Source organism: Bradyrhizobium iriomotense (assembly GCF_030160715.1).
In the GTDB taxonomy this organism is placed as follows: domain Bacteria; phylum Pseudomonadota; class Alphaproteobacteria; order Rhizobiales; family Xanthobacteraceae; genus Bradyrhizobium; species Bradyrhizobium iriomotense.
This window is the reverse complement of sequence record NZ_BSOW01000034.1, coordinates 73,587-95,283: the sequence shown is the minus strand read 5'-3', so window position 1 is coordinate 95,283 and position 21,697 is coordinate 73,587. Positions and strand designations below refer to the sequence as shown.

Here is a 21,697-nt window from a genome sequence, read left to right as displayed (position 1 = left end):
GCGGCCGCAGCGGGTGCGGGAGCTGCGGCGGGAGCAGGGGCTGCTGCCGGGGCGGCCTGCGTGGCTGCCGCGGGCTTCGCGGCCGGGGTCTGCGACCATGCGGCGCTCGCCATCGCGAGAGAAATTGCGCTCGCCAAAATCAGTCCTGCCGCAACACGCATGATGTTGTCCTCGATAGATTGATCCCGTTGTTCGGCCGTAGCTTTTCTGCCCCTGTCCGAACCTGTCCGCCCCAGACGATCGTAGCCTAGATGGTGGGCCATCACCAATGCAACGGCTGTTTGGCGCCGAGTGCCATTTGTGCCCAAGCCCGTGACACGGGTCGCCTCAGCTATCCGCCAGTGCCTTGGCGATCGCCGTCTTGATGCGCGTATCGGTCGGGTCGACAGCCGAGGCGAAAACCTCGGCGATATAGCCGTCGCGGCCGATGAGGTATTTGTGGAAGTTCCAGCGCGGAACCTCCTTGGGCCGGGCTTCCGCCGCCCATTTGTAGAACGGATGGGCCTTGGGCCCGAGCACGACGGCCTTTGCGGCGATCGGGAAGGTAACGCCGTATTGGTGATGCGCGGTCTCAGAGATCTCCGTCACGCCGCCCGGCTCTTGGCCGCCGAAATCGTTGGAGGGCACGCCGATGATGGTCAGTCCGCGCTCGCGGAACTCGCTCCAGAGCTCCTGAAGGCCAGCATATTGCGGTGTGTAACCGCAGAGCGAAGCAGTGTTGACGATCATCAGCGGCCGGCCCGTGAAGGCCGCAAGCCGGATATCGTCGCCGGAGAGCGCGGGGAAGGAGAAAGCGTAGGCCGAGATCTTGCTCATCGCGCCTTGCGCGATGGCGCGAGTCGCGATGGGGCTGGCGATTGCGGCGAGCGCCGTGGTGAGCACTGTCCTGCGGTTCAGCATGGCGATGTCCCCAAGTTGATCCGGGGACGAATCATACTCCGGGAGCGCGACCGTTCGCGCTCAACACCGCGTTACGCGCGGCCTAGCGCAAGCGGACGATGAAGTCGGTGCCTTCGCCGGTCTCGCCCTGGTTGATGCCCTGGTCGGAGACGATGATCGAGCTGCCGGAGGTCAGCATCTCGTTGACCTTCGCCATGGTGTCGGCGGGGATGGAGATGCGGTCGAGCGCCTCGGCCGGGCTGTCCGGCGTGATCACGGGCTTTGCGGCGACCGGGATGATGCCGGCCATGCGCTGGCGGCGAGTCATGCGGCTGTCGTCGTCGCGCTCCACGGAGCGGACGGCGACGGGCAGCGACACCACCGACCAATGCAGTGCGTTGGCATCGCTCTTGTCGACTTCCGCGGTGAAGACATGCGTACCCAGAGGACGGTCGCTGGCCGCGATCGTCACGGGCGCTTCGAACAGCGGCGCAAAGTTCTGCCGCACATAGACCTTGGAATCCTTCCGGCTGATGAAAACCGCGATCTGGCCTGCGCGCTTCGGCGGCTCCGGCTTTGCTGCCGGTGCCGGTTCGGTGACGCGGGTCTGATCCTTTTTCGCATCGGCGGCGGGCTGCACAGGCGCCGGTGCCGACACGGCGACATCGGGCTTCTTGGCTTCGGTCGCTTCGGTCTTCGCGGGTTCGGACTTCGCGACCTCGGGCTTGGCAGCTTCAGGCTTTGCGGCGTCCGCCTGCGAAGCCTCAGTGGTCGCTGCGGGCTTGGCCGCGGCGCTCTCCGGCTTGGCGGCCGGTGTAGATGCGTCAGCGGTTTTCGCACCATCCGTCTTTGCATCTTCGTTCGGAGCGGCCTTGTCGGCAGGGGCTTCCTCGCGCGCCATCGCGTTGCCGATGGTTGCATCTGATATCACGGTGTGGCCGACGGTCGAGCGCAGCTCCATCGCCGGCTCGGCGCTCGCGCTCTTGACCTCGGCAGCGGCTTTGGTCTCTTCGACCTTGCTCTCGGGAGACTTGGCCTCGGAAGACTTGGCCTCGGAAGACTTGGCCTCGGGCATGCCCTTGTCCGCCTTGTCGGCGACGGTCGTCGCGGGTTGCTCCAGGCTCGCCGCGGGCTGCGGCGGCACGCGCAGGCTCGCGAGCAGGGGATGCGAGAAGCTGTGCGGCGTCATCTCGCCGGGCGCCACGATCACGCGCGCGCCCATCTTGGTCCAATTCCACATCTTCACCGCGAACGCCATTGGCATGCGGATGCAGCCGTGGGAGGCGGGATAGCCGGGCAGGACGCCGGCATGCATGGCGACACCCGACCAGGTGATGCGCTGCATGTACGGCATCGGCGCGCCGCTATAGATGTTGGAATGGTGGAATTTGTGCTTCTGGATGACGCTGAACACGCCCATGGGCGTCGGATGGCCCTTCATGCCGGTCGACACCGGCGATTCCGCGAACACGCCGTTGGAATCGTAGACCGTCACCCTCTGCCGGTCGATCGAGATGGCGATGACCAGCGGCCCTTGCGGCTTGGCGCCGGTCTCCTTCTCCGCAATATCCTTCTTGCCCGGGACAGCGCTGCGCTTGCGCGGCTTCACACGCTCGATCCGCGGCTGCGGCTGGTGGTAGTAGGAACCGTCGGTAAAGTCCGACCAGTAATACATCGCGGCTTCCGCATGGGTCGTGGTGCCAATCGCACCCGCCGCCGTCAAAATGGCGACGCGCCACAACCGCGCCTTTGCGGCAGAAGAGCCGACCCCGTTCACGCTATTCATCCTCGAATCCGTCATCCAAATCAGTAATTAGTCTCGCAAAGGGGATACGCGTTCACCAGCACGGCGGTTCTGCTGGCAGGAACTTTTGTGCATGCAGTAGCAAAAAAGCCTCACAGAGCGGTAAACGGCAGCCGCGCGGACCCGGCCTGCCACCTTCCTGATCAGCCCTTGCATCCCTACATTGCGGGAACTTGCTACCGGAGAACTTCATGTCATCTCGTTTTCCCGGTCTTTCCGGCATGCGCTTGAAAGGCCTCGCTTTATTCCTCCTGCTCGTGGCCATGCCGGCCAGCTTCGCCCAAGCCGCCGACGAACCCGATCTGATCTTCCGCCGCTCCACCGTGTTCAAATGGCTGAGCCCAAACGACAAGCTCGCGACCTATGGCCTCGACGATCCCGAGGTCGAGGGCGTGGCCTGTCATTTTACAGTACCAGAAAAGGGCGGCTTCAAGGGCTGGCTGGGGCTGGCCGAGGAGGTCTCTGACATCTCGCTCGCCTGCCGCCAGGTCGGTCCGATCAAGTTCAGGGATAAGCTGGAGCAGGGCGACGACATGTTCCGCAGGCGCCGCTCGCTGTTCTTCAAGAGGATGCAGATCGTGCGCGGCTGCGATACCAAGCGCAACGTGCTGGTCTACATGGTCTATTCCGACAAGCTGATCGAGGGCTCGCCGAAGAACTCGACCTCGAGCGTGCCGATCATGCCGTGGGGGCCGACGGACACCAGCATTCCGAAGTGCGGCGACTTCTTCACGCAGTGATGAGATTGCGGCTGAAGCGCGGCTGCGCGAGATGCGAGCCGGTTAGCCGCACGAACGCCTGCGGTGCCGCCTCATAGCCGCGGTCGGATTGCAGCGCCATCGCGCCGGTGGCGCTGCGCTGTCTAGATGTCTCGTTGGCGCGGTCCGAACCCTGGTCCGCCTCGCGCGCCATTGCGCGATCTGACATGATGGCCATCCCTCAACCCTGAGCCTCGGTTTGGTGCCGGGCTTATTGCTGTTCGAAGGCTTCCGTCGTCGCTGGAACGTCCCCGGTTCAGCGGCACTTCGCGCTTCTTTGCCTTCCTTTCAGCAGAGAAACGTAAAATGCGTGTGAAGCGTCGTCTTCGGGACGGTGACCGCAGGCGTGCATGCTGGCTGTGGGAGTGCCGGAGAGGGCCGTGAAGCAACCATCGGCCATGTGGCGGCTTCACTGAAATGATTGGGGTTTTTGACTTAATGTTTCGTCGCATCTGCTCCGACGAAACAATTCTCACGAAGATGAAACCATTTTCCCCTTTTGGCGCATCACGGACGAAACCGCCCATGGTTATCAACCCCACCGGCGGTAGCGGCGCACAGCCGCGGGGAACTGGAGACTTCACATGCGGGCGCTCAGCTTCATCCTTGCTTTCGGCTTCGTCCTCGCCGGCTCCTCGCTGGCCGGAACGAGCGACAGCGGATTGCCGGGCGTCGGGACCTTTGCCTATAGCGGCTCGCCGGTGGGGGGCAACGCGCCTCAGCCGATCGTGATGGCCGCGCGTCTCTGATCGCAAGCCAGAATAATAGAACTAGAAAAGCCAATCATGCTTCGTATCTGCGCCGCAGCTTTCCTCGCGTCCCTCCTCACGATCACCGCTGCCCAGGCTCAGGTGCGCTCTCCCAACAGATTGCCGGATCCGCGTACCGACTTCGTGCGCCAATGTGCGCCGCATATGCTCGGGCGCTGGGCGCATCCGGAGGAAGTCTGCGGCTGCCTGCATGATCATGCCGCCGCCGTCGTCGAGGACCGCGACCTGCGCGAGGCGCTGCTTCGAGGCATCAGCGAGACCGGCGTGCCGACCATCGAGAACGAATGGGTGCCGGTCGCAAAGCAGGCCGAGATCGGTCCGACCTTCACCAAGATCGCCAAGCCGACCCTTCAGTGCATGTTCGACCCGGCGAAATAGCCCGCAAGCTATTTCGACTTCGGTCCGAACCGCGGCACGCAGGTGCGTGTCCGCGTGACGCCGCTATCGGTCATCTTCGCACCGCGCACTTCCTTGATCTGCCCGGCCGGGCAGGTGCCGTCATCGACCATCACGCGCTGGCCAAGCCGCAAGTCGACGACGTCCTGCTCGCGCCCGACCGTGCCGGCGTGCGCCAGCGTTGATGTTGCGACGAACAGCGCGCACACGAACATCGTACGAATATGGGTCATGACGAAAATCCCGGCCTCGATTGCCACCGATGTTAGAAAGCCGCGCGCGATTCTCATAGTGAACCTTGGTCACGCGCGCCGCGCCGGCTTGTCGCTGCCGCGAAGCGCGGCCAGCGATTGCGCCGCGAGCTTTTCGGCTGACGCCACCAGTTCCAAAACCGAATGGCCGGAAAAGCCGAGGACGAAGCCGGGCAGGGGACGAGCCCGCGCATAGGTGTCGGCGAGCAGCCAGCCTTCCGCGCCGGCCGCCTGCTTGGCCTCAGAGGCGATACGAAGATCCACCGACGGCTGGAACCGCGCGACCAGATGCAGGCCTTGCGAGGGTACGGGAACCGACAGCCGGCCGTCGGACGCGTCCTGGAGCGTCGCAGCCAGTGCATCGCGCGCCTCGCGATAGAGCTTTCGCACGCGCTTCAGGTTCGCCGCGAAGGCGCCGGAGTTGAGCATGTCGGCCACCGCGCCTTCCATCAGCGTGCCCGGAAATCGGTCGAGCGCGGCCCGCGCGGTCGCGACCGCGCCGATCAAGCGCTCCGGCAGCGCGCAGTAACCGATGCGCAGGCCCGGAAACAGCGTCTTGGCAAACGTGCCCATGTAGATCACGCGCTCGAGCTGATCGATGCCGGCAAGCGACATCAGGGGCGCGCCGTCATAGCGGAACTCGCTGTCGTAATCGTCCTCCAGCACGAAGGCGCCGGCCTCCTTCGCCCAGTCCAGAAGCTCGAGCCGGCGCGGCATCGACATCTGCACGCCCAGCGGAAATTGATGCGACGGCGTGACATAGGCCGCGCGCGCCCTTGGTGCCGCCGTCTGGCCCTTGGCGACGCGCAGGCCGTGCTCGTCGACCGGCACGGAGACGGCGCGATAGCCGCAATGGAGGATCGTCGCGCGCGCGATGGGGTAACCGGGATCCTCGCACCAGACCGGGTCGCCGGCTTTCAAGATCGCGCCGAGCACGATGCGCAGCGCGTGCAGTGTGCCTGACGTCAGCATGATCTGGTCGGGATCGCAGCGCAGGCCCCGCGCCGAGAGCAAATGATCGGCAATCGCCATGCGCAGTTCGCGGCTGCCGCGCGGATCACCGTAGTGCAGATGTCCGGTGCCGAAGGCGCGCATGCGCCGGCCGACGAAGCCGCGGAAGCGTTGCAGCGAGCGCTCGTCGATATGGGTGCAGCCGAGTGCCAGCGTGCCCTGCCGCGGCGCCTCGACGATGATCTTCGCCTTGCGCGCATCGCTCGCGCGCGTGGGAATTTTGGCGGCGACGAATGTCCCGGAGCCGACGGTCGCCTCCGCGAACCCGTCGGCGATCAGCCGCTCGTAGGCCGTGACGACGGCGTTGCGCCGGAAACCGGTCTGCTTGGCCAGCGTCCGCGACGGCGGCAGCGGCTCGCCCGGCCTGACCAGGCCTTCCACGATCGCGTGGCAGAGCGCCTGGTAGAGCCGGTGCGCCGAGGAGGCGCTCGCCGTGACGTGCGTTCCGGCGAAATCGAGCGGCAGCTCGGCCTTGCGCGGTGGCGCTTTCGGCGACGGCTTGGAATTGGTCGGAATTTTTCGCATGGAATTGGAACTATCGCAGACCAAATGGCCCGCTACAACTCTTTCCAGATTCAAATTCCACGACAGGAGCCGCCGTGTCCGACGGTATCGCCACCACGTCCTATCCGGTCTCGTCCCGCAACCAGGTGAAGCGCCGTCATGATCGCGGCTCTTACGATCACGCCACTGTTCACCGCATCCTGGATTCCTCGATGCTGTGCCACGTCTCCTATGTGATCGACGGCCAGCCCTATTGCACGCCGACCTTCTTCTGGCGGGAAGGGACCAGGCTCTATTGGCACGGCTCCAGCGCGAGCCGCATGCTGCGCAACCAGTCGCGCGGGCAGAGGGTCTGTCTCACCGTTGCGCATCTCGACAGCCTGGTGCTGGCGCGCTGCGGCTTCAATCATTCGGCGGACTATCGCGCGGTGATGGCCTTCGGCACCGCCTACCTCGTGACCGACGCGGAGGAGAAGAGCCGCGCGCTCGTCGCCATGGTCGATCGCTTCTTCCCGAATCGCACGGCGGGGCTGCGCCCGAGCAGCACGCAGGAGATCAAGGCGACGTCTTTCATCGCGATGGAGATCGAGGAAGCCTCGGCGAAGGTGCGCGCCAAGGGACTGGCGGACGACGATGAGGACTATGCCTTGCCGATCTATGCGGAGCGGATTCCCGTGCGTACCGTGCTCGGTGCTCCGGAACCCTGCACGCGCCTCCTCGACGGCGTCACGCGGCCAGCGACGCTGAATGGCTATTCGGAAGGCCGACTGCTCGATGATGCATTGCTGGATGCCTATTTTCAGGAGTACCCCGAGGGCTGAAATCGGCTAGCTTCGCGGCGCTCTTGGACTGCCGATGGAGTTGCCAGCATGAATGCCGATACGCAGCAGAGGATTCTCGATGCCGTCGATGCCGGCTTCGAGGCCCAGCTTGCGACCACACGCGATTTCGTCGCGATCCCCTCGACCCGCGGCGCGGAGGGGCCCTGTCAGGACATGATGGGCGACCTGCTGCGTGCGCGCGGCTATGAGGTCGACGACTGGCATATCAATATCGATGACTTGAAGGATCTGCGCGGCTTCGGTCCGATCGAGCACGACTTCTCCAAAGCGCGCACGGTGGTCGGCACCTACCGCCCGCAAACCAGCGGCGGCAAATCGCTGATCCTGCAAGGCCATTGCGACGTCGTGCCGGCGGGGCCGCTGGAGCTCTGGGACACCCCGCCATTTGCGCCGGTCATCAGGGACGGCAAGATGTATGGCCGCGGCGCCTGCGACATGAAGTCCGGCACCATCGGCGCGCTCTATGCGCTCGATGCAATCAGGGCCGCAGGCCTACGGCCCACGGCGCGGATCCATGTCCAGTCAGTGATCGAGGAGGAGAGCACCGGCGTCGGCGCGCTCTCGACGCTCCAGCGCGGCTATCGCGCCGATGCCTGCTTCATTCCGGAGCCGACCGGCGGCAAGATGGTGCGCTCGCAGGTCGGCGTGATCTGGTTCCGCCTGCGTGTGAAGGGCCATCCGACCCATGTGGCGTTTGCAGGCTCCGGCGCGAACGCGATCATGGCGGCCTATCATCTGATCCAGGCGCTGCAAAAGCTCGAGATCGAGTGGAACGAGCGCGTCAAGAGCGATCGCCATTTCAAGACGCTCAACCATCCCATCAACTTCAACCCAGGCATCATCAGGGGCGGTGACTGGGCCTCCAGCGTGCCGGCTTGGTGCGACGTCGATTGCCGCATCGCGGTGCTGCCGGGTTGGTCGATCGCCGATCACCAGAAGGAGATTTTGGCCTGCGTCGCGGCCGCGGCGCGAAACCACCGTTTCCTCGCTAACAATCCGCCAGAGGTCGAGTGGTCCGGCTTCCTGTCGGAGGGGTATGAACTCACCAATTCGGCCGCGCCGGAAGCCGCCTTCGGCAAGGCGTTCAATGCGGTCTATGGTGGCGCGGTCGAAGACCTCGTCTTCACCGCGCTCACCGACACCCGCTTCTACGGCCTCAACGAGGGCATCCCCAGCCTCTGCTTCGGCCCTGAAGGCGGCGAGATCCACGGCTTCAATGAATATGTCGATCTGGAGTCGCTGAAGCAGTCGACCAAGGCCATGGCGCTGTTCATCGCGGAATGGTGTGGGGTGGAGAAGGGGTAGGCTTCTCGCTCCACCGTCATTGCGAGCGAAGCGAAGCAATCCAGACTGTCACCGCGGCGCGATTTCTGGATTGCGTCGTCGCTTCGCTCCTCGCAATGACGAGCTGCTAATTCCTCATCCTGAGGAGCTTGCAAAGCAAGCGTCTCGAAGGATGAAGGCCTGGTCGGTGGCCTCGCCCTTCGAGACGCCGCTACCGCGGCTCCTCAGGGTGAGGGGCGACATCCCCCCCGGGGGCTGTGCCCAATCCACCGGCGCATTTCAAATGCTTTAAGCTTAAAATAAAGACTAGAATGCCGGCCTCGCCGGTGGCAGACTGGTGCCCGATCGCAGGCCGAGTCCTTTTGGGGAGTAACGATGCGCGATTGGGATGATGCTTACGCCAATTCGGCCCATGTGCCGGGCTCGGACAGACTGCCGGCGCTGTGGGCCGAGCGTGCCGCCGCCTATCGCGCCGCGCTGAAGCACTTCCGCCCCGACATCGCCTACGGCTCGGGTGAGCGCCAGCGCCTCGACCTGGTCCTGCCGGATGGGGACAGCAAGGGCCTCGTCGTGTTCGTGCATGGCGGCTACTGGATGCGGTTCGACAAATCGTTCTGGACGGACCTTGCCGAAGGCGGGCGCCACCACGGTTTTGCCGTCGCGCTGCCGAGCTACACGCTGACGCCGGATGCGCGCATCTCCGACATCACGGCCGAGATCGCCGCCGCCGTCGCCACCGCCGCCGCGCACGTCTCCGGGCCGATCCGGCTTGCCGGCCATTCCGCCGGCGGTCATCTCGTCACCCGCATGCTGTGCGACGACAGCCGACTCGCGCCCGCGATCTACAACCGCATCGCAGCGACGCTGTCGATCAGCGGCCTGCACGATCTGCGCCCGCTGCTGAAGACGAAAATGAACGCCACGCTCGGTATGACGCTGGAAGAGGCAACGCTCGAGAGCGCCGCGCTGCATCTGCCGCGCGGGCACGCGCCGGTCACGGCCTGGGTCGGGGGCGCCGAGCGTCCGGAATTCATCCGCCAGGCCGAGCTGATGGCAAACGTCTGGACCGGTTTCGACGTGGCGACGCGCCTCGTGATCGAGCCCGGCTACAATCATTTCACTGTCGTCGACGGGCTCAGGGATCCCTCGTCAAAAATCACGGCCAGCCTGGTCGGTCTCGACTGAGGGAGACCGGACGGAACAGGGGATGTCATGACCAGCAACGACTACGATCCCACTGCCGAAGGCGCTGAGACCGATTTCGCTCGGCGCATGTCCTATGGCGACTATCTCCAGCTCGATGCGATCCTCGGCGCGCAGCACCCGCTGTCGGATGCGCATGACGAGATGCTGTTCATCATCCAGCACCAGACCTCCGAGCTCTGGATGCGCCTCGCCATTCACGAGCTCAGCGCTGCCCGCCGCGCCATCGCGCGAGATGAAGTCTCGCCCGCGATGAAGATGCTGGCGCGCGTTTCCCGCATCTTCGAGCAGCTCAACAGCGCCTGGGACGTGCTGCGCACGATGACGCCGAGCGAGTACACGCATTTCCGCTCCAAGCTCGGGCAATCCTCGGGCTTCCAGTCAGGCCAGTATCGCCTGATCGAATATCTCCTCGGCAACCGCAATCACGCGATGCTCAAGCCGCACGCGCACGACGCCGAGGTCACGCGGCTGCTGGAGGCGGAGCTGGCGGCGCCGAGCCTCTACGACGAGGTGCTGCGGCTCGCCGACCGCAAGGGCCTCACGATGCCGTCTGCCGTCCTGGCGCGTGACGTCCGTGAGACGCACAGCCTGAACGAAGGCGTGCTGCAGGCGTGGCGGCGCGTCTACGAGGCGCCGGAGACGCATTGGATGCTCTACGAGCTCGCCGAAAAACTCGTCGACTTCGAGGATTATTTCCGCCGCTGGCGCTTCAACCACGTGACCACCGTCGAGCGCGTCATCGGCTTCAAGCGCGGCACCGGCGGCACCGGTGGGGTCAGCTATCTCAAGCGCATGCTGGAGGTCGAGCTGTTTCCCGAACTCTGGCGCGTCCGCACCATCCTTTGAGCAAACCATGACCGAGACCCGACTTCGCGTCTACGACGACACCAGGGCGCTCTTCCATCTGCCCGAGGGCGTGATCTATCTCGACGGCAATTCGCTCGGCGCGCTGCCGCTCGGCGTTGCCGAAAAGGTCGACCGCGTGATCCGGCGGGAATGGGGCGATGAGCTCATTCGTGCCTGGAACACCGCGGGCTGGTATGTGCAGCCGCGCAACGTTGGCAATCGCATTGCGCGGCTGATCGGCGCGGAGGCTGATACCGTGATGATGGGCGATACGCTCTCGCTCAAGGCTTACCAGGCGCTCGCCGCCGCGCTCGATATCAACCCCGAGCGCAAGGTCGTGCTCTCCGACACCGGCAATTTCCCGACCGATCTCTACATGGCCGAAGGCCTGATCGCGACGCTCGGGCGAGGGCACGAGCTGCGCCTCCTGGCGCCGGAGGCGGTCGAGGCTGCGCTGTCGGACGAGATTGCGGTGCTCTACCTCACCGAGGTCGACTACCGCACTGGTCGCCGCCACGACATGGCGAAGCTCACCGCGAAAGCGCATGCGCTTGATATCGTGACCGTCTGGGACCTCGCGCATTCCGCCGGCGCGCTGCCGGTCGATCTCGCCGGCGTCGGCGCCGACTTCGCCGCGGGGTGCACCTACAAATATCTCAACGGCGGTCCCGGCGCGCCGGCCTTCCTCTACGTCGCGCCGCGCCACGCCAATCGCGCCCGCGCCGCGCTCTCGGGCTGGATGGGCCACGCGAAGCCGTTCGCCTTCGATCTCGGCTATGTGCCCGCGGGCGGCGTGGAGCGCATGCGCGTCGGCACGCCGCCGGTGCTCGCGATGGCTGCGCTGGAAGCTTCGCTCGACATCTGGGACCGTGTCGAACTCAGCGAAGTGCGCGCCCGTTCGCTCAACCTCGGCGATCTCCTGATCGCCGAGGTTGAGCGCCGCTGCCCGCAGCTCAGGCTGGTCACGCCGCGCGCGCACGAAATGCGCGGCTCGCAGGTGTCGTTCGCCTTCGCCGGCGGCTACGCCGCCATGCAGGCGCTCATTGCGCGAGGGGTCATCGGCGACTTTCGCGCCCCTGATATCATGCGCTTCGGCCTCACGCCGCTATATATCGGGGAGGACGAGGTGATGAAGGCGGCCGAGATCATCGAGGAGGTGATCGTTGGCGAAGTATGGAGGCGACCGGAATACCAGGTTGTGAACGCGGTGACGTGAGGGACGCTGCTTGAGGCACGCGCCTTCCACAATCTCAGCTGTCATCGCTCGACTTGATCGGGCGATCCAGTATCCCAGAGAGGACGACGAATACGGATAGGCCTCGGCGTACTGGATGCCCCGCCTTCGCGGGGCATGACGGGTGTTTTGCTTCAACCCGCCTTGCGTGCTTTCGCGCGCGTTGTCGGCGCTTTCGTTTTGGCCTTGCCCTGATTGTATTCGATCGCAGCGCGCACGAGCTGCTTCAACGCCCGCACATTGATCTTGTCGCCCTCCAGGAAATCGATCGCGCGGCGTTCGTTGCCTTCGAGGCCGGCGTTGAAGAGTTTGTCGGGATCGGCGAGACGCGCGCCGTACATGAAGGTCAGCTTCACCTTGCCCTTGTGGGCGTTGGCGACCGCGATGATGCCGTCGCGCTCCCACACCGGGCTGCCCATCCATTTCCATTCCTCGACGATCTCGCTGTCGGCCTCGAGAATGGTCTTGCGCAGGGTCGCCAACGTCTTGCCACGCCAGTCGGTGATCCCTGCGATGAGCTGGTCGAGTTTTTCCGATGGAGTCATCTGAGGTCCCGTGCTCCGAAATCCGGTCCCGTTCTACACCGCGCAAGCGATCGCGTCAGCTGCTGCGCCATTTGGCGGCATAGGGCAGGGCGAACAGATAAAGGCCGGAGAGCAAAAGCAGGATGAGCGGGAACAGCGCCAGGAGGCCGATCCAGATCGCCTGCTTCTCCAGTCCCATGGCGAGGACATTGATGATGACGGCCAGCGTAAAGCCGATCGACAGCCAGCGGTGAACCTGTCGAATCCACACGTTCCAGTTCAACGAGACCTCCTGATTTTCAAGAGCAATGCCGCGGCGTCAGTCTGCCTGCGGCAGAACCTGCTCGAGCTTTTCCAAAAACTGCTTCCATCCGGCGTGAGCGCCGCCATAGGCCTGCTTCTGGTCCGGGCGGAATCCCACCTGCTCGACCCGGAGCAGAGTTCCGCCCCGCGTCGGGGTGAGGGTGAAGGTGACCACGCTCTCCAGATTGTAAGCCGCATCCTGATGCGCAAAGTTCCAGGTGTAGGACAGCACCTTGTTCGGCTCGACCGTGAGTACCTCGCAGTCGAGCACGCCGCCCCACTCGCCGGTGAGTTTGAAGCGATGGCCGACCTCCGGCAGGAAATCGTTCTTCATCAGCCACTCCGAGATCAAATGCGGCTGTGTCAGCGCGCGCCAGAGCTTTCCGGGCGGATGCGCGAACTCGCGCTCGACGACGACGGAGCGGGTCTCGGTTGTGTTCATTGGTCCATCCTCTTGAGGAGATCTTCGAGATCGTCGAACCGGCCTTGCCAGAAGCCGGTCATCTTGCTGGTCCAGTCGAGCAGCGGGGCGAGGGCGCGAAGCTGTGCGCTGTAATGCGTCTGACGGCCTTCGTGGCGGTCGCGCACGAGCCCCGCCTGCTTCAATGCCATCAGATGCTTCGAGACGGCCGGTTGCGACACACCGGCCCGCGCCGTGAGCGCACCGACGGTCTGCTCGCCGTGGCGGCACAGCCGCTCGAAGATCGCCCGCCGGGTCGGATCGGCAAGGGTTCGGAACAGCACGTCGTGGGCGTTGGGCATGGGAAATAGATAACTCACTGGTTATGGATTTATGTATAACCGTAGAGTTATCGATTAGTCAAGCTGGCCCGCTAGCTGCGCGCTAGCCTCCATGCCGCAGCACTTCGATGGGATCGAGCCGCGCGGCGCGCCAGGATGGGTAGAGCGTTGCGAGAAACGAAAGCGTCAGCGCCATGATCACGACCGCGGAGGTTTCTCCGACTTCGACGTCGGCCGGCAGCTTCGAAAGAAAGTAGAGCTTTGGCGGAAACAATTCGGTCCTGGTCAGCCAGGACATGAACTGCCGGATCGACTCGATATTGGAGCATGCCACAAGCCCGACGACGAAGCCGATCAGCGTACCCGCGACGCCGATCGACGCGCCGGTGATCAGGAAGATCCTCATGATCGAGCCCTGCGAAGCGCCCATGGTTCGCAGGATCGCAATGTCGCTGCTCTTGTCTTTCACCAGCATGACGAGGCCCGACACGATGTTCAAGGCAGCCACGAGGACGATCAGGGTCAGGATCAGGAACATCACGTTGCGCTGGACCTGAAGCGCGCTGAAAAAGGTCGAGTTGCGCTGCCGCCAATCGACCAGGAAGATCGGCCGGCCTGCGGCCTCCATCACGCTCCTGCGGAACACGTCGATGCGATCCGGGTCGGTCGTGAACACCTCGATCGCCGTGACATCGCCGCTGCGGTTGAAGTAGGACTGCGCTTCCGCGATCGGCATGAAAACCATGCTCGCGTCGTACTCCGACATGCCGATTTCGAACACGGCCGTGACCTTGTATTTCTTGATCCTCGGCATGACGCCCATTGGCGTCACCGCGCCGTGCTGCGCGACGAGCGTGATGGCGTCACCGGCGTGCACCGAAAGCTGATCGGCGAGGCCCTGGCCGATCGCAACGCCCTGATCGTCGTCAAAATGTTCGATCGATCCCTGCTTGATGTTACCTGCGACCGAAGCCAGCTTGACGAGATCGACCGCGCGGATCCCGCGCACCAGGACGCCGGAGGCGTTTGAGGATGATGCCAATGCCGTCCCGTCAACGACGGGCACAGCGAGTCGCACACCCTTCAACTTGCTGATGCGTTCGGTCACATCCTTCCAGTCGGTCAGAGGCGATTCCAGCGGCTGAACCAGAACATGCCCGTTGAGGCCAAGGATCTTGTCCAGGAGCTCTTTGCGGAAGCCGTTCATGACCGCCATCACGATGATGAGGGTCGCAACGCCCAGCATGATGCCGAGAAACGAAAACCCGGCGATGACCGACACGAAGCCTTCCTTACGTCGCGCGCGCAGATAGCGGGCAGACAGCATCCATTCGAACGGCGCAAAGGGAGCGGTCTTCAGCGGCGCTGTCATGATTCTCAGGGCTCGTCAGACCTGTCATTCTGTCCGGTTGCAGCCGGTTTGGCGACCCGTAGTCCTCCGGCAAAAATTGGCGCGTGGGAGAGGCGTCGATATCATCGCGGCCATGACCTCGGACGTCATTGCTTTGCGCCGCGAGACAATTCACGTTGCGAATTCAAGGCACTGGGAGGAGATCCGATGTCACCGCTCGAGAGACTTCATGCGATGAAGATGCCGTTCGCCGAGCTTAAGGGCGTGGAGTTCGTCGCGGCCGAGCCGGATCGCGTGGTGGCGAAGATGACGGTCAGGCCCGACCTCTGCACGCTCGGCCACATCGCACATGGCGGCGCGATCATGGCCTTTGCCGATTCCGTCGGAGCGGCCGCGACCGTGATCAACCTGCCGGCGGACGCCAAGGGGACGACGACGCTGGAGAGCAAGACCAATTTCATCGGCGGCGCGAAGGAGGGAACCACGGTCATTGCCACCGCGACCCCGATCCACCGGGGGCGGCGAACCCAGGTCTGGCAGACCCGCCTCGAGACCGGGGACGGTAAGTTGGTAGCGCTGGTGATCCAGACCCAAATGGTCCTCGTATGATTACGGGGTCTTGATTTTGTTAACGAATTGGTCGTTTGCCATGCCTCTAACTTGGGCAGGTTCCCGTCTTGCAAATCATGCTGCGATGCACAACATAAGGGACCTAGGGATTCGAACGCCTCCTCGAGGGACACCAAGAGGAGTTTTGACGTGGCACTTGAAGAAATCATCCACACGGAGTCCGTCGAGGGCTATGTGCGGACCCTGATCCAGCAAGAGGAATTGCCGCTCCTGCGCGATCATCTGCTGAGACTCGATCCCGAGAGCCGGCACGACCGTTTCAACGGTTTTCTCGACGACAGCTTCATCGAGCGTTACGCCGCCCGCTGCGCGGACGACGGCACCGTGATCGTTGCCTACATCGTCGATGGCGTGGTTCGCGGCGCGGCCGAGCTGCATCCGCCGGAAGGCGATTCGCTGCCCGAAGTGGCGTTCAGCGTGGAAGCCTCCGCGCGCCGCAAGGGCGTCGGTACCGTGCTGTTCCGCCGCCTGATTGCGGAAGCGCGCTGGAAGGGATTTGGGCGCCTGCGCATCACGACGGGCGCGGAGAATCACGCGATGCGGGCGCTGGCAAAGAAGTTCGGCGCACATCTGGCGTTCCGGCACGGTGAATCGACCGGCACGATCGATCTCACCAAGACGCCGGAGGCGGAGCTTGCGGATCTCGCGGCTGCGCCGTTCAAGGCCGGCCGGGCGCTGCTGAGCTTCAACAGCACATGGTGGAAGCTGTTTTCCAGCATGTACGGCAATCGCGCCGCCTAAGCACGATCCGCAAAAGTGCGCAGCGGTTTTGCCTCGCGACAAACGCGGAACGAGTTTGCGCGGAGATCGTGCGCAAAACACAGAGAATCAAAAAGCGGACCGGCAACGCCGGTCCGCTTTCGTATCCGTTAGCAGAGACGAGGCGCTTCAGGTGCCGGTGCGCTTGTCGTTGCCGAACCGGCGCACCACGCGGCGTTCGACCACCACCGAGCGCTGCGCGCCCTGTTCGCCGGCGATCACGCGCGTGGCGGTGATGCGGCTGTTGGTACGGGCCTGCTTCTTCACCTCGGCCTGCACGACGTCGAGCGGCATGCCCATCAGGGACGCGGCGATCTCGGCCTGCTGCTCCTGATCGTCGGTAATGCCGATCGCGGCGAAAATCGCCTCGTCCAGGGTCGGCGGATCGTGGCGGACGCGCCGCGTGCCATATTTGGTATTCCAGTCTGCGCTCATGGTGGCCTCGTTTCGATCCGGGATACCTAGTGCCGCCTATGTTGCATTGCAATATGAATTTGCTGTGGCATCTCAGTTATTCGCGTCTTGCATTGATCTGACGTCAGGGTGGTGACGGCTGACCGGCACCGAGCGCGATCCTTGGCTGCGGCCAGCGCTTTAGTGCTGCATGCCCGGCCTCGGTCAATCCGTAGATTCCCCGGTCGGCCCGTGCGAACCAGCCGTAGACATTGTGCAGCAGAATCTTGCCGGCATCAGGACACAGCGCGCGCAGATCGCGCACCCGCTGCGGGCCGTCGGCGAGGGCCGAGGCACAGGCCAGAGCCTGCTGGCGATACGCCGTCATGATCGGCGCGCGCGTGCTGCCGCCGAGGACCGGATCGCCCTGGCGGCGCTGGTGCTCGGCAACGAGTCGCGAGCGCTTCTTGGGCTCGCGTCGCGGCGCCGCGGTCGGTGGCTTCACCAGCACCTCGACCTGGCCGCGCTCGGTGACCCCAAGCATGCCGAAGCCGAGACGGCGGCAGAGATTGCGATAGCGCGCATCGCTCTCTCGCCCCTTGCCGCGCGAGGACATTTTTGCGGCGATCCAGATCTCGTCGGCGGCCGGGGCGCGATCGACGGCCTGCAAGATCAGCTCGAGATTGAAGGCGAGCTTGAGCTCGCCGATCACCACGACCGGCGGATCGCCGGCGCTGAGCCCCACGACATCGCAGCCGCCGATCTCGCCCTTCACGGTGAAGCCGAGTTCTTCGAGGAAGCGTTTGACGGGCAGATAAAGCGCGGTTTCCAAGGAAAGCTTCCGAGTCTTGCTGTTCCGGTCGGAGAATCAATAGCGGCAGTCTAGCCCGGATCGGACTTAGCTCTCGCGCCATTTGATCGGGAGCGGATGGTGCGGCTATCTTGCAAGCGGGACAATCTGGCGCTCTTACGAAGATGACAATCAGGAACGGGCTCTATCACATCCGGATCGAGATGCTGGATGCCGTGCAGGGCGGCAATCAAGGCATCATGGTGCTGCGCGACGGCACCATGCGGGGCGGCGATTCATTTTTCTTCGCCTACGGCAGCTACACCTCGGCCGACAGCAAATGGAAGGGCGAGCTGACCAACGAGGAACATTCGCCCTCGTTCGACGAGCGACCGGTGTGGGGCCGGAAGGTCGTGACAATCGGCTTCAGCGGCACCTACACCGACGAGACCGCCTATGGCGAAGGCATCGCGCTCGCCGGCAAGCAGAGTATCCGCTTCAAGGGCAATCTGCGGCTCCTGGTGGCGGATTAGACGCGTCCGCTGACCGGGATCAGCGCGCCCGTCACGGCGCTTGCTGCATCGCTTGCGAGGAAGAGGATCACCTCGGCGAGCTCCTGCGGCGTCACCCATTTTGAGAAATCCGCATCCGGCATGCTGACGCGATTGGCCTTGGTGTCGATGATCGAGGGCAGCACCGCGTTCACCGTGACCTTGCCCTTCCACTCGTTGGCGAGCGCCTCGGTGAGGCGGTGCACGCCGGCCTTCGAGGCTGCGTAGGGGCCCATGCCGGAGCCGGCCTGGAGCGCGCCCATCGCGCCGACATTGACGATGCGGCCGGCCTTCGAGGCCGCAAGGTGCGGCAGCGCGGCGCGCGAGGTGTTGAGCGTGGTCAGCACGTTCAGCGCATACATGCGCTGCCAGGTCTTGATGTCACCGTCGCCGACCGACTCGAAGGCAAAGCCGCCGGCGATGTTGATCAACGCATCGAGGCGGCCGAAATGTCTTGCCGCCGCCGAGATCGCCGTCTTCGCCTGTGCTTCGTCCGAGAGATCGACGCCGCCGAGCTCGATCCACTGCGCAGTGGCTGGCGTCTGCGAGGGCGCGTGATCGATGCCGCCGATGCGCGCACCGCGCGCTAGCGCCGTCTCCGCCACCACCTGGCCCAGCGCGCCGAGCGCACCGGTCACGATGAGAACTTTTCCTTGCATCGTCTTGATCTCCCGGCGAGGTGAGGCTGCTAGAGCATGATCCGGAAAAGTGCGAAGCGGTTTTCCCTCGCGACAAACGCGGAACGCGTTTGCGCGGAGATCATGCTCAAACAATAACCTAAAGCGCGATGATAATTCATCCCAATCTCATCGCGCTTTAGGCCTGCAGATAGCGCGCCTTGAGTGCCGTTCGCTCGAATGTGCCGAGCTTGAGCCCATCGCGCAAATAGGTTTCGAGGTCGCCATAGTCGGCGCGCACGGCTTCGAAGCCGGCTGCGAGATACGAGGACTCTACCGAGCCGATTGCGTCGCGCACGTCCTGCGGCAGTTCGGATGCGGCCGACGGATCGCGGCGGTATAACCGGTTCGTCAGCAGATAGTCCTCCGCGATGGTCTCCTCGGGCACGCCGAGCGCGTGCAGGATCAGCGCGCAGGCAAAGCCGGTGCGATCCTTGCCGGCGGTGCAGTGGATGACGAGCGGCGCGCGGTCCTCCAGGAGATGACCGAACAGCGCGCGAAAGCTGTGCGTGTTGTGGCGGACATAGTTGCGGTAGGACTCGCGCATGAGCTCGAGCGCAACGGGCGCGGTCAGCGTACCCTCGGCCATCTGCGCCCTGAGCGCGGCCACCACCGTCGGCTCGATCGGCAGGGAATGCGTGGTGATCTCGCGCACGCCGCACAGCGCGTCCGCGCGCTCTTCGACGCCGCGGAAATCGAACGCGCTTCTCACGCCGAGGCCACGGACGATCTCGACATCGGCTTCGGTGAGTAGGCCAAGATGATTGGAGCGGAAGAGGTGCCGCCAGCGCGTCTGCCGGCCGTCGGCGGTCGGGTAACCGCCGAGGTCGCGAAAATTGCTGGCGCCTTGCAAGGCGAGGTGGCGGGCAGGGGAGTCTGACATAAGATCAGCCTGGGCTATGGTGCCGGCGGAATCGGCCGCGGGGCTCGCGCGCGATTTACTTGAACTCTATTACAGGGGGCGAACATGAACCGGCACAAGGCCATTATTTTGGCTGTCGCCGTCTCGGCAAGCGGAACCTTGAGCGCGGCCGGCGTGAACGCGCAGACGTTTCAGGGCTATCGTTGTGCTGATGGCACGCAGTTCATCGTGGCATTCTACGAGGACGACAAGCGCGCCTTCATGCAGATCGACGGCGGCGCTATTCCGCTCGCCAAGCGGCTGACGTTGTCGGGCGCGCGTTACTCCGGCGCAGGGATCACGCTCAAGATCGGCAAGACCGGCACCACGGTCAAGCATCTGAAACGGCCCGTCACGGCCTGCGAATCGAGCTGAGCCCCGAAAATCAAAAAAGGGCCGAAACGATCTCGTTTCGACCCTTTTTCAAACTTCCACCCGACGCTTGCGAGCGCGTGGCGGTACCGAACCCAAGGCAGGCATCAGCGATCCCATTTCGGCTTGGCTTCCTCGATCGCCTCCTGGTGATACCAGCTGCCGCTGCAGATCGTCTCGACGACGGGCGAGGAGACGTGATCGGCCGGCAGCCTGGCCTCGCCATAGCGGCGACCGCCGAGAGCCGCGCGGCCCCCGACAGGGAATTGGTAGATCGTGGCCGACCCTGGGCCCAAGTTACTGTTCATCATTGCGGTATCTCCTTCAACCGGAGCGCTTGACCTCCATGGTGCGCCCGACTCGTTCGCTTATGGTTACTGGGTCACCCCATATTGGCCCTGCTCGTCGAAATGCAAAGTGCTGAAAACGGCATCATTGTTGGCCTAATTTGTGAGCAGTCATCCATTTGCACCCTGCAAGGCAGGTTCCAAATGACCAACGCGTGGGCCATTGCGAAGGTTGCGGGGAGGTGGCCTGCGACTTCGCGAAAATTGCGAGCGATTGGCGCTGCTTTAGCCGGCGCTTGGGTGCAACGCGGCGCATGCTGTCAAATCGGGCGTTTTCCGCGGGGTTTTTGCAGTGCAAGGTAACGCAAAGGTGCGCTGCTTTGACGCACGAGGCTGTGGATTGCCGGCGGTGCCCCGCCCCGACGCTCTGGCGGTGGAAAACGTCCCGCAGTGCGGCGTTTTGGCACGCAAAATGCTTAGAAAGCCCCGGCCGATGATGGCCGGGTACAACGTGCGGGGGACACCGGTCCCCACCTTTCGCATCATCTACAGAGAGGCTCAATGACCAAGTACAAGCTCGAGTACATCTGGCTCGACGGATATACGCCGACTCCGAATTTGCGCGGCAAAACTCAGATCAAGGAATTCGCGTCGTTCCCGACGCTCGAGCAGCTTCCGCTCTGGGGCTTCGATGGCTCCTCCACCCAGCAGGCCGAAGGCCACAGCTCCGATTGCGTGCTGAAGCCGGTCGCGGTGTTCCCGGACGGTGCCCGTACCAACGGCGTGCTCGTGATGTGCGAAGTCATGATGCCCGACGGCAAGACCCCGCATGCGTCCAACAAGCGCGCCACGATTCTCGACGACGCCGGCGCATGGTTCGGCTTCGAGCAGGAGTACTTCTTCTACAAGGACGGCCGTCCGCTCGGCTTCCCGGCCTCGGGTTATCCGGCGCCGCAGGGTCCGTATTACACCGGCGTCGGTTTCTCGAACGTCGGAGACGTCGCCCGCAAGATCGTCGAGGAGCATCTCGACCTCTGCTTAGCTGCCGGCATCAACCATGAAGGCATCAACGCGGAAGTCGCGAAGGGCCAGTGGGAATTCCAGATTTTCGGCAAGGGCTCCAAGAAGGCCGCTGACGAAATGTGGATGGCCCGCTACCTGATGCTGCGCCTCACCGAGAAGTACGGCATCGACATCGAGTTCCACTGCAAGCCGCTCGGCGACACCGACTGGAACGGCTCGGGCATGCACGCCAACTTCTCGACCGAGTACATGCGCACGGTCGGCGGCAAGGAGTATTTCGAGGCGCTGATGGCAGCCTTCGACAAGAACCTCATGGACCACATCGCCGTCTACGGCCCGGACAACGACAAGCGTCTGACGGGCAAGCACGAGACCGCGCCCTGGAACAAGTTCAGCTATGGCGTGGCCGACCGCGGTGCTTCGATCCGCGTTCCGCACTCCTTCGTCAACAACGGCTACAAGGGCTATCTGGAAGACCGTCGTCCGAACTCGCAGGGCGACCCATACCAGATCGCTTCGCAGATCCTGAAGACGATCTCGTCCGTGCCGACCGACAAGAAGTCAGTGGCCTAAGATCCTTCCGGCCCGGACCTTGGGGGCTTGGTCCGGG

The 21,697-nt window shown here is 64.0% G+C and carries 29 protein-coding genes; 14 read left to right on the top strand and 15 right to left on the bottom strand.

What is annotated here, in order from left to right; genetic code table 11:
- A partial coding sequence (locus QQL28_RS36325; protein WP_284273479.1) for a hypothetical protein occupies positions 1 to 183 on the top strand: 183 nt, incomplete at its 5' end.
- A 144-nt stretch (positions 184 to 327) separates the two neighbouring features.
- Here QQL28_RS36325 and QQL28_RS36320 read toward each other — a convergent pair.
- Both QQL28_RS36320 and QQL28_RS36315 read right to left on the bottom strand, forming a co-directional pair.
- Positions 328 to 900 carry a glutathione peroxidase gene (locus QQL28_RS36320; RefSeq protein ID WP_284273478.1) on the bottom strand — a complete coding sequence of 191 codons (573 nt, stop codon included), beginning with the start codon at positions 898 to 900 and terminating at the stop codon, positions 328 to 330.
- An 82-nt stretch (positions 901 to 982) separates the two neighbouring features.
- Positions 983 to 2,665: a L,D-transpeptidase gene (locus QQL28_RS36315; RefSeq protein ID WP_284273476.1), complete on the bottom strand. Its 1,683-nt coding sequence runs from the start codon at positions 2,663 to 2,665 to the stop codon at positions 983 to 985.
- 209 nt (positions 2,666 to 2,874) lie between these two features.
- Here QQL28_RS36315 and QQL28_RS36310 point away from each other — a divergent pair, with 209 nt between their 5' ends.
- Entirely contained in the window at positions 2,875 to 3,423 is a 549-nt protein-coding gene (locus tag QQL28_RS36310; RefSeq protein ID WP_284273474.1) for a CreA family protein, read from the top strand.
- On the opposite strand, the gene QQL28_RS36305 is transcribed toward QQL28_RS36310, so the two are convergent.
- Positions 3,413 to 3,610 carry a hypothetical protein gene (locus tag QQL28_RS36305; protein WP_348522543.1) on the bottom strand — a complete coding sequence of 66 codons (198 nt, stop codon included), beginning with the start codon at positions 3,608 to 3,610 and terminating at the stop codon, positions 3,413 to 3,415. The two genes, QQL28_RS36310 and QQL28_RS36305, sit on opposite strands and share 11 nt — an antisense overlap.
- A 415-nt stretch (positions 3,611 to 4,025) precedes the next feature.
- Here QQL28_RS36305 and QQL28_RS36300 point away from each other — a divergent pair, with 415 nt between their 5' ends.
- On the top strand, positions 4,026 to 4,190 hold the full coding sequence (locus tag QQL28_RS36300) for a hypothetical protein (RefSeq protein WP_284273470.1): 165 nt from the start codon (positions 4,026 to 4,028) through the stop codon (positions 4,188 to 4,190).
- A gap of 33 nt (positions 4,191 to 4,223) precedes the next feature.
- Positions 4,224 to 4,589, top strand: a complete 366-nt coding sequence (locus QQL28_RS36295) for a hypothetical protein (RefSeq protein ID WP_284273485.1) — start codon at positions 4,224 to 4,226, stop codon at positions 4,587 to 4,589.
- Between the two features lie 8 nt (positions 4,590 to 4,597).
- Here QQL28_RS36295 and QQL28_RS36290 read toward each other — a convergent pair whose 3' ends face one another.
- Together QQL28_RS36290 and pdxR are read right to left on the bottom strand one after the other, a co-directional pair.
- Entirely contained in the window at positions 4,598 to 4,840 is a 243-nt protein-coding gene (locus tag QQL28_RS36290) for a DUF6719 family protein (protein WP_284273468.1), read from the bottom strand.
- A 69-nt stretch (positions 4,841 to 4,909) separates the two neighbouring features.
- A complete protein-coding gene (gene pdxR, locus QQL28_RS36285; protein ID WP_284273466.1) occupies positions 4,910 to 6,394 on the bottom strand; it encodes a MocR-like pyridoxine biosynthesis transcription factor PdxR in 1,485 nt (494 codons plus the stop codon).
- A gap of 74 nt (positions 6,395 to 6,468) precedes the next feature.
- Here pdxR and QQL28_RS36280 point away from each other — a divergent pair, with 74 nt between their 5' ends.
- The 5 genes from QQL28_RS36280 (at position 6,469) to kynU (ending at position 11,767) form a co-directional block, all read left to right on the top strand.
- Positions 6,469 to 7,194: a pyridoxamine 5'-phosphate oxidase family protein gene (locus tag QQL28_RS36280; protein ID WP_284273464.1), complete on the top strand. Its 726-nt coding sequence runs from the start codon at positions 6,469 to 6,471 to the stop codon at positions 7,192 to 7,194.
- A gap of 48 nt (positions 7,195 to 7,242) precedes the next feature.
- A complete protein-coding gene (locus QQL28_RS36275; RefSeq protein WP_284273463.1) occupies positions 7,243 to 8,520 on the top strand; it encodes an ArgE/DapE family deacylase in 1,278 nt (425 codons plus the stop codon).
- 354 nt (positions 8,521 to 8,874) lie between these two features.
- On the top strand, positions 8,875 to 9,684 hold the full coding sequence (locus QQL28_RS36270) for an alpha/beta hydrolase (protein ID WP_284273461.1): 810 nt from the start codon (positions 8,875 to 8,877) through the stop codon (positions 9,682 to 9,684).
- Between the two features lie 27 nt (positions 9,685 to 9,711).
- A complete protein-coding gene (gene kynA / locus QQL28_RS36265; protein WP_284273459.1) occupies positions 9,712 to 10,551 on the top strand; it encodes a tryptophan 2,3-dioxygenase in 840 nt (279 codons plus the stop codon).
- Between the two features lie 7 nt (positions 10,552 to 10,558).
- On the top strand, positions 10,559 to 11,767 hold the full coding sequence (gene kynU / locus QQL28_RS36260) for a kynureninase (RefSeq protein ID WP_284273458.1): 1,209 nt from the start codon (positions 10,559 to 10,561) through the stop codon (positions 11,765 to 11,767).
- Positions 11,768 to 11,919: 152 nt separating this feature from the next.
- Here the strand turns inward: kynU and QQL28_RS36255 are convergent, their stop codons facing one another.
- From QQL28_RS36255 to QQL28_RS36235, 5 genes are all read right to left on the bottom strand, one after another.
- Positions 11,920 to 12,330 carry a DUF1801 domain-containing protein gene (locus QQL28_RS36255; protein ID WP_284273457.1) on the bottom strand — a complete coding sequence of 137 codons (411 nt, stop codon included), beginning with the start codon at positions 12,328 to 12,330 and terminating at the stop codon, positions 11,920 to 11,922.
- Positions 12,331 to 12,385: 55 nt separating this feature from the next.
- Positions 12,386 to 12,592 (bottom strand): hypothetical protein, encoded by a 207-nt coding sequence (locus QQL28_RS36250; protein WP_284273456.1) that lies wholly within the window; start codon positions 12,590 to 12,592, stop codon positions 12,386 to 12,388.
- A 36-nt stretch (positions 12,593 to 12,628) separates the two neighbouring features.
- Positions 12,629 to 13,054 carry an SRPBCC family protein gene (locus QQL28_RS36245; RefSeq protein WP_284273455.1) on the bottom strand — a complete coding sequence of 142 codons (426 nt, stop codon included), beginning with the start codon at positions 13,052 to 13,054 and terminating at the stop codon, positions 12,629 to 12,631.
- Positions 13,051 to 13,374 (bottom strand): ArsR/SmtB family transcription factor, encoded by a 324-nt coding sequence (locus QQL28_RS36240; protein WP_284273453.1) that lies wholly within the window; start codon positions 13,372 to 13,374, stop codon positions 13,051 to 13,053. Before QQL28_RS36240 ends, QQL28_RS36245 begins: the two co-directional genes overlap by 4 nt.
- 82 nt (positions 13,375 to 13,456) lie before the next feature.
- Positions 13,457 to 14,725, bottom strand: a complete 1,269-nt coding sequence (locus QQL28_RS36235) for a lipoprotein-releasing ABC transporter permease subunit (RefSeq protein WP_284273452.1) — start codon at positions 14,723 to 14,725, stop codon at positions 13,457 to 13,459.
- Between the two features lie 186 nt (positions 14,726 to 14,911).
- On the opposite strand from QQL28_RS36235, the gene QQL28_RS36230 reads away from it, so the two are divergent.
- Together QQL28_RS36230 and QQL28_RS36225 are read left to right on the top strand one after the other, a co-directional pair.
- Complete coding sequence (locus QQL28_RS36230) at positions 14,912 to 15,313, top strand: PaaI family thioesterase (protein ID WP_284273450.1); 402 nt, start codon at positions 14,912 to 14,914, stop codon at positions 15,311 to 15,313.
- 150 nt (positions 15,314 to 15,463) lie between these two features.
- Positions 15,464 to 16,075: a GNAT family N-acetyltransferase gene (locus QQL28_RS36225; RefSeq protein WP_284273449.1), complete on the top strand. Its 612-nt coding sequence runs from the start codon at positions 15,464 to 15,466 to the stop codon at positions 16,073 to 16,075.
- Between the two features lie 147 nt (positions 16,076 to 16,222).
- Here QQL28_RS36225 and QQL28_RS36220 read toward each other — a convergent pair whose 3' ends face one another.
- Both QQL28_RS36220 and QQL28_RS36215 read right to left on the bottom strand, forming a co-directional pair.
- Positions 16,223 to 16,528, bottom strand: coding sequence for a hypothetical protein (locus tag QQL28_RS36220; protein ID WP_027523921.1), 306 nt, complete (start codon positions 16,526 to 16,528; stop codon positions 16,223 to 16,225).
- Positions 16,529 to 16,631: 103 nt separating this feature from the next.
- Entirely contained in the window at positions 16,632 to 17,318 is a 687-nt protein-coding gene (locus QQL28_RS36215) for a DUF2161 domain-containing phosphodiesterase (protein ID WP_284273448.1), read from the bottom strand.
- Positions 17,319 to 17,461: 143 nt separating this feature from the next.
- On the opposite strand from QQL28_RS36215, the gene QQL28_RS36210 reads away from it, so the two are divergent.
- Positions 17,462 to 17,809, top strand: coding sequence for a hypothetical protein (locus QQL28_RS36210; protein WP_284273446.1), 348 nt, complete (start codon positions 17,462 to 17,464; stop codon positions 17,807 to 17,809).
- Here QQL28_RS36210 and QQL28_RS36205 read toward each other — a convergent pair.
- Both QQL28_RS36205 and QQL28_RS36200 read right to left on the bottom strand, forming a co-directional pair.
- Entirely contained in the window at positions 17,806 to 18,486 is a 681-nt protein-coding gene (locus tag QQL28_RS36205) for an SDR family oxidoreductase (RefSeq protein WP_284273444.1), read from the bottom strand. The genes QQL28_RS36210 and QQL28_RS36205 overlap by 4 nt on opposite strands.
- A 157-nt stretch (positions 18,487 to 18,643) precedes the next feature.
- Positions 18,644 to 19,387: a tyrosine-protein phosphatase gene (locus QQL28_RS36200; protein WP_284273443.1), complete on the bottom strand. Its 744-nt coding sequence runs from the start codon at positions 19,385 to 19,387 to the stop codon at positions 18,644 to 18,646.
- Positions 19,388 to 19,471: 84 nt separating this feature from the next.
- Here QQL28_RS36200 and QQL28_RS36195 point away from each other — a divergent pair, with 84 nt between their 5' ends.
- On the top strand, positions 19,472 to 19,780 hold the full coding sequence (locus QQL28_RS36195; protein WP_284273442.1) for an MliC family protein: 309 nt from the start codon (positions 19,472 to 19,474) through the stop codon (positions 19,778 to 19,780).
- Between the two features lie 104 nt (positions 19,781 to 19,884).
- Here the strand turns inward: QQL28_RS36195 and QQL28_RS36190 are convergent, their stop codons facing one another.
- A complete protein-coding gene (locus QQL28_RS36190; RefSeq protein ID WP_284273441.1) occupies positions 19,885 to 20,088 on the bottom strand; it encodes a DUF2735 domain-containing protein in 204 nt (67 codons plus the stop codon).
- 537 nt (positions 20,089 to 20,625) lie between these two features.
- Between QQL28_RS36190 and QQL28_RS36185 the strand changes: the two genes are divergently transcribed.
- Positions 20,626 to 21,660 carry a glutamine synthetase beta-grasp domain-containing protein gene (locus QQL28_RS36185; RefSeq protein WP_284273439.1) on the top strand — a complete coding sequence of 345 codons (1,035 nt, stop codon included), beginning with the start codon at positions 20,626 to 20,628 and terminating at the stop codon, positions 21,658 to 21,660.
- Positions 21,661 to 21,697 lie beyond the last annotated feature (37 nt).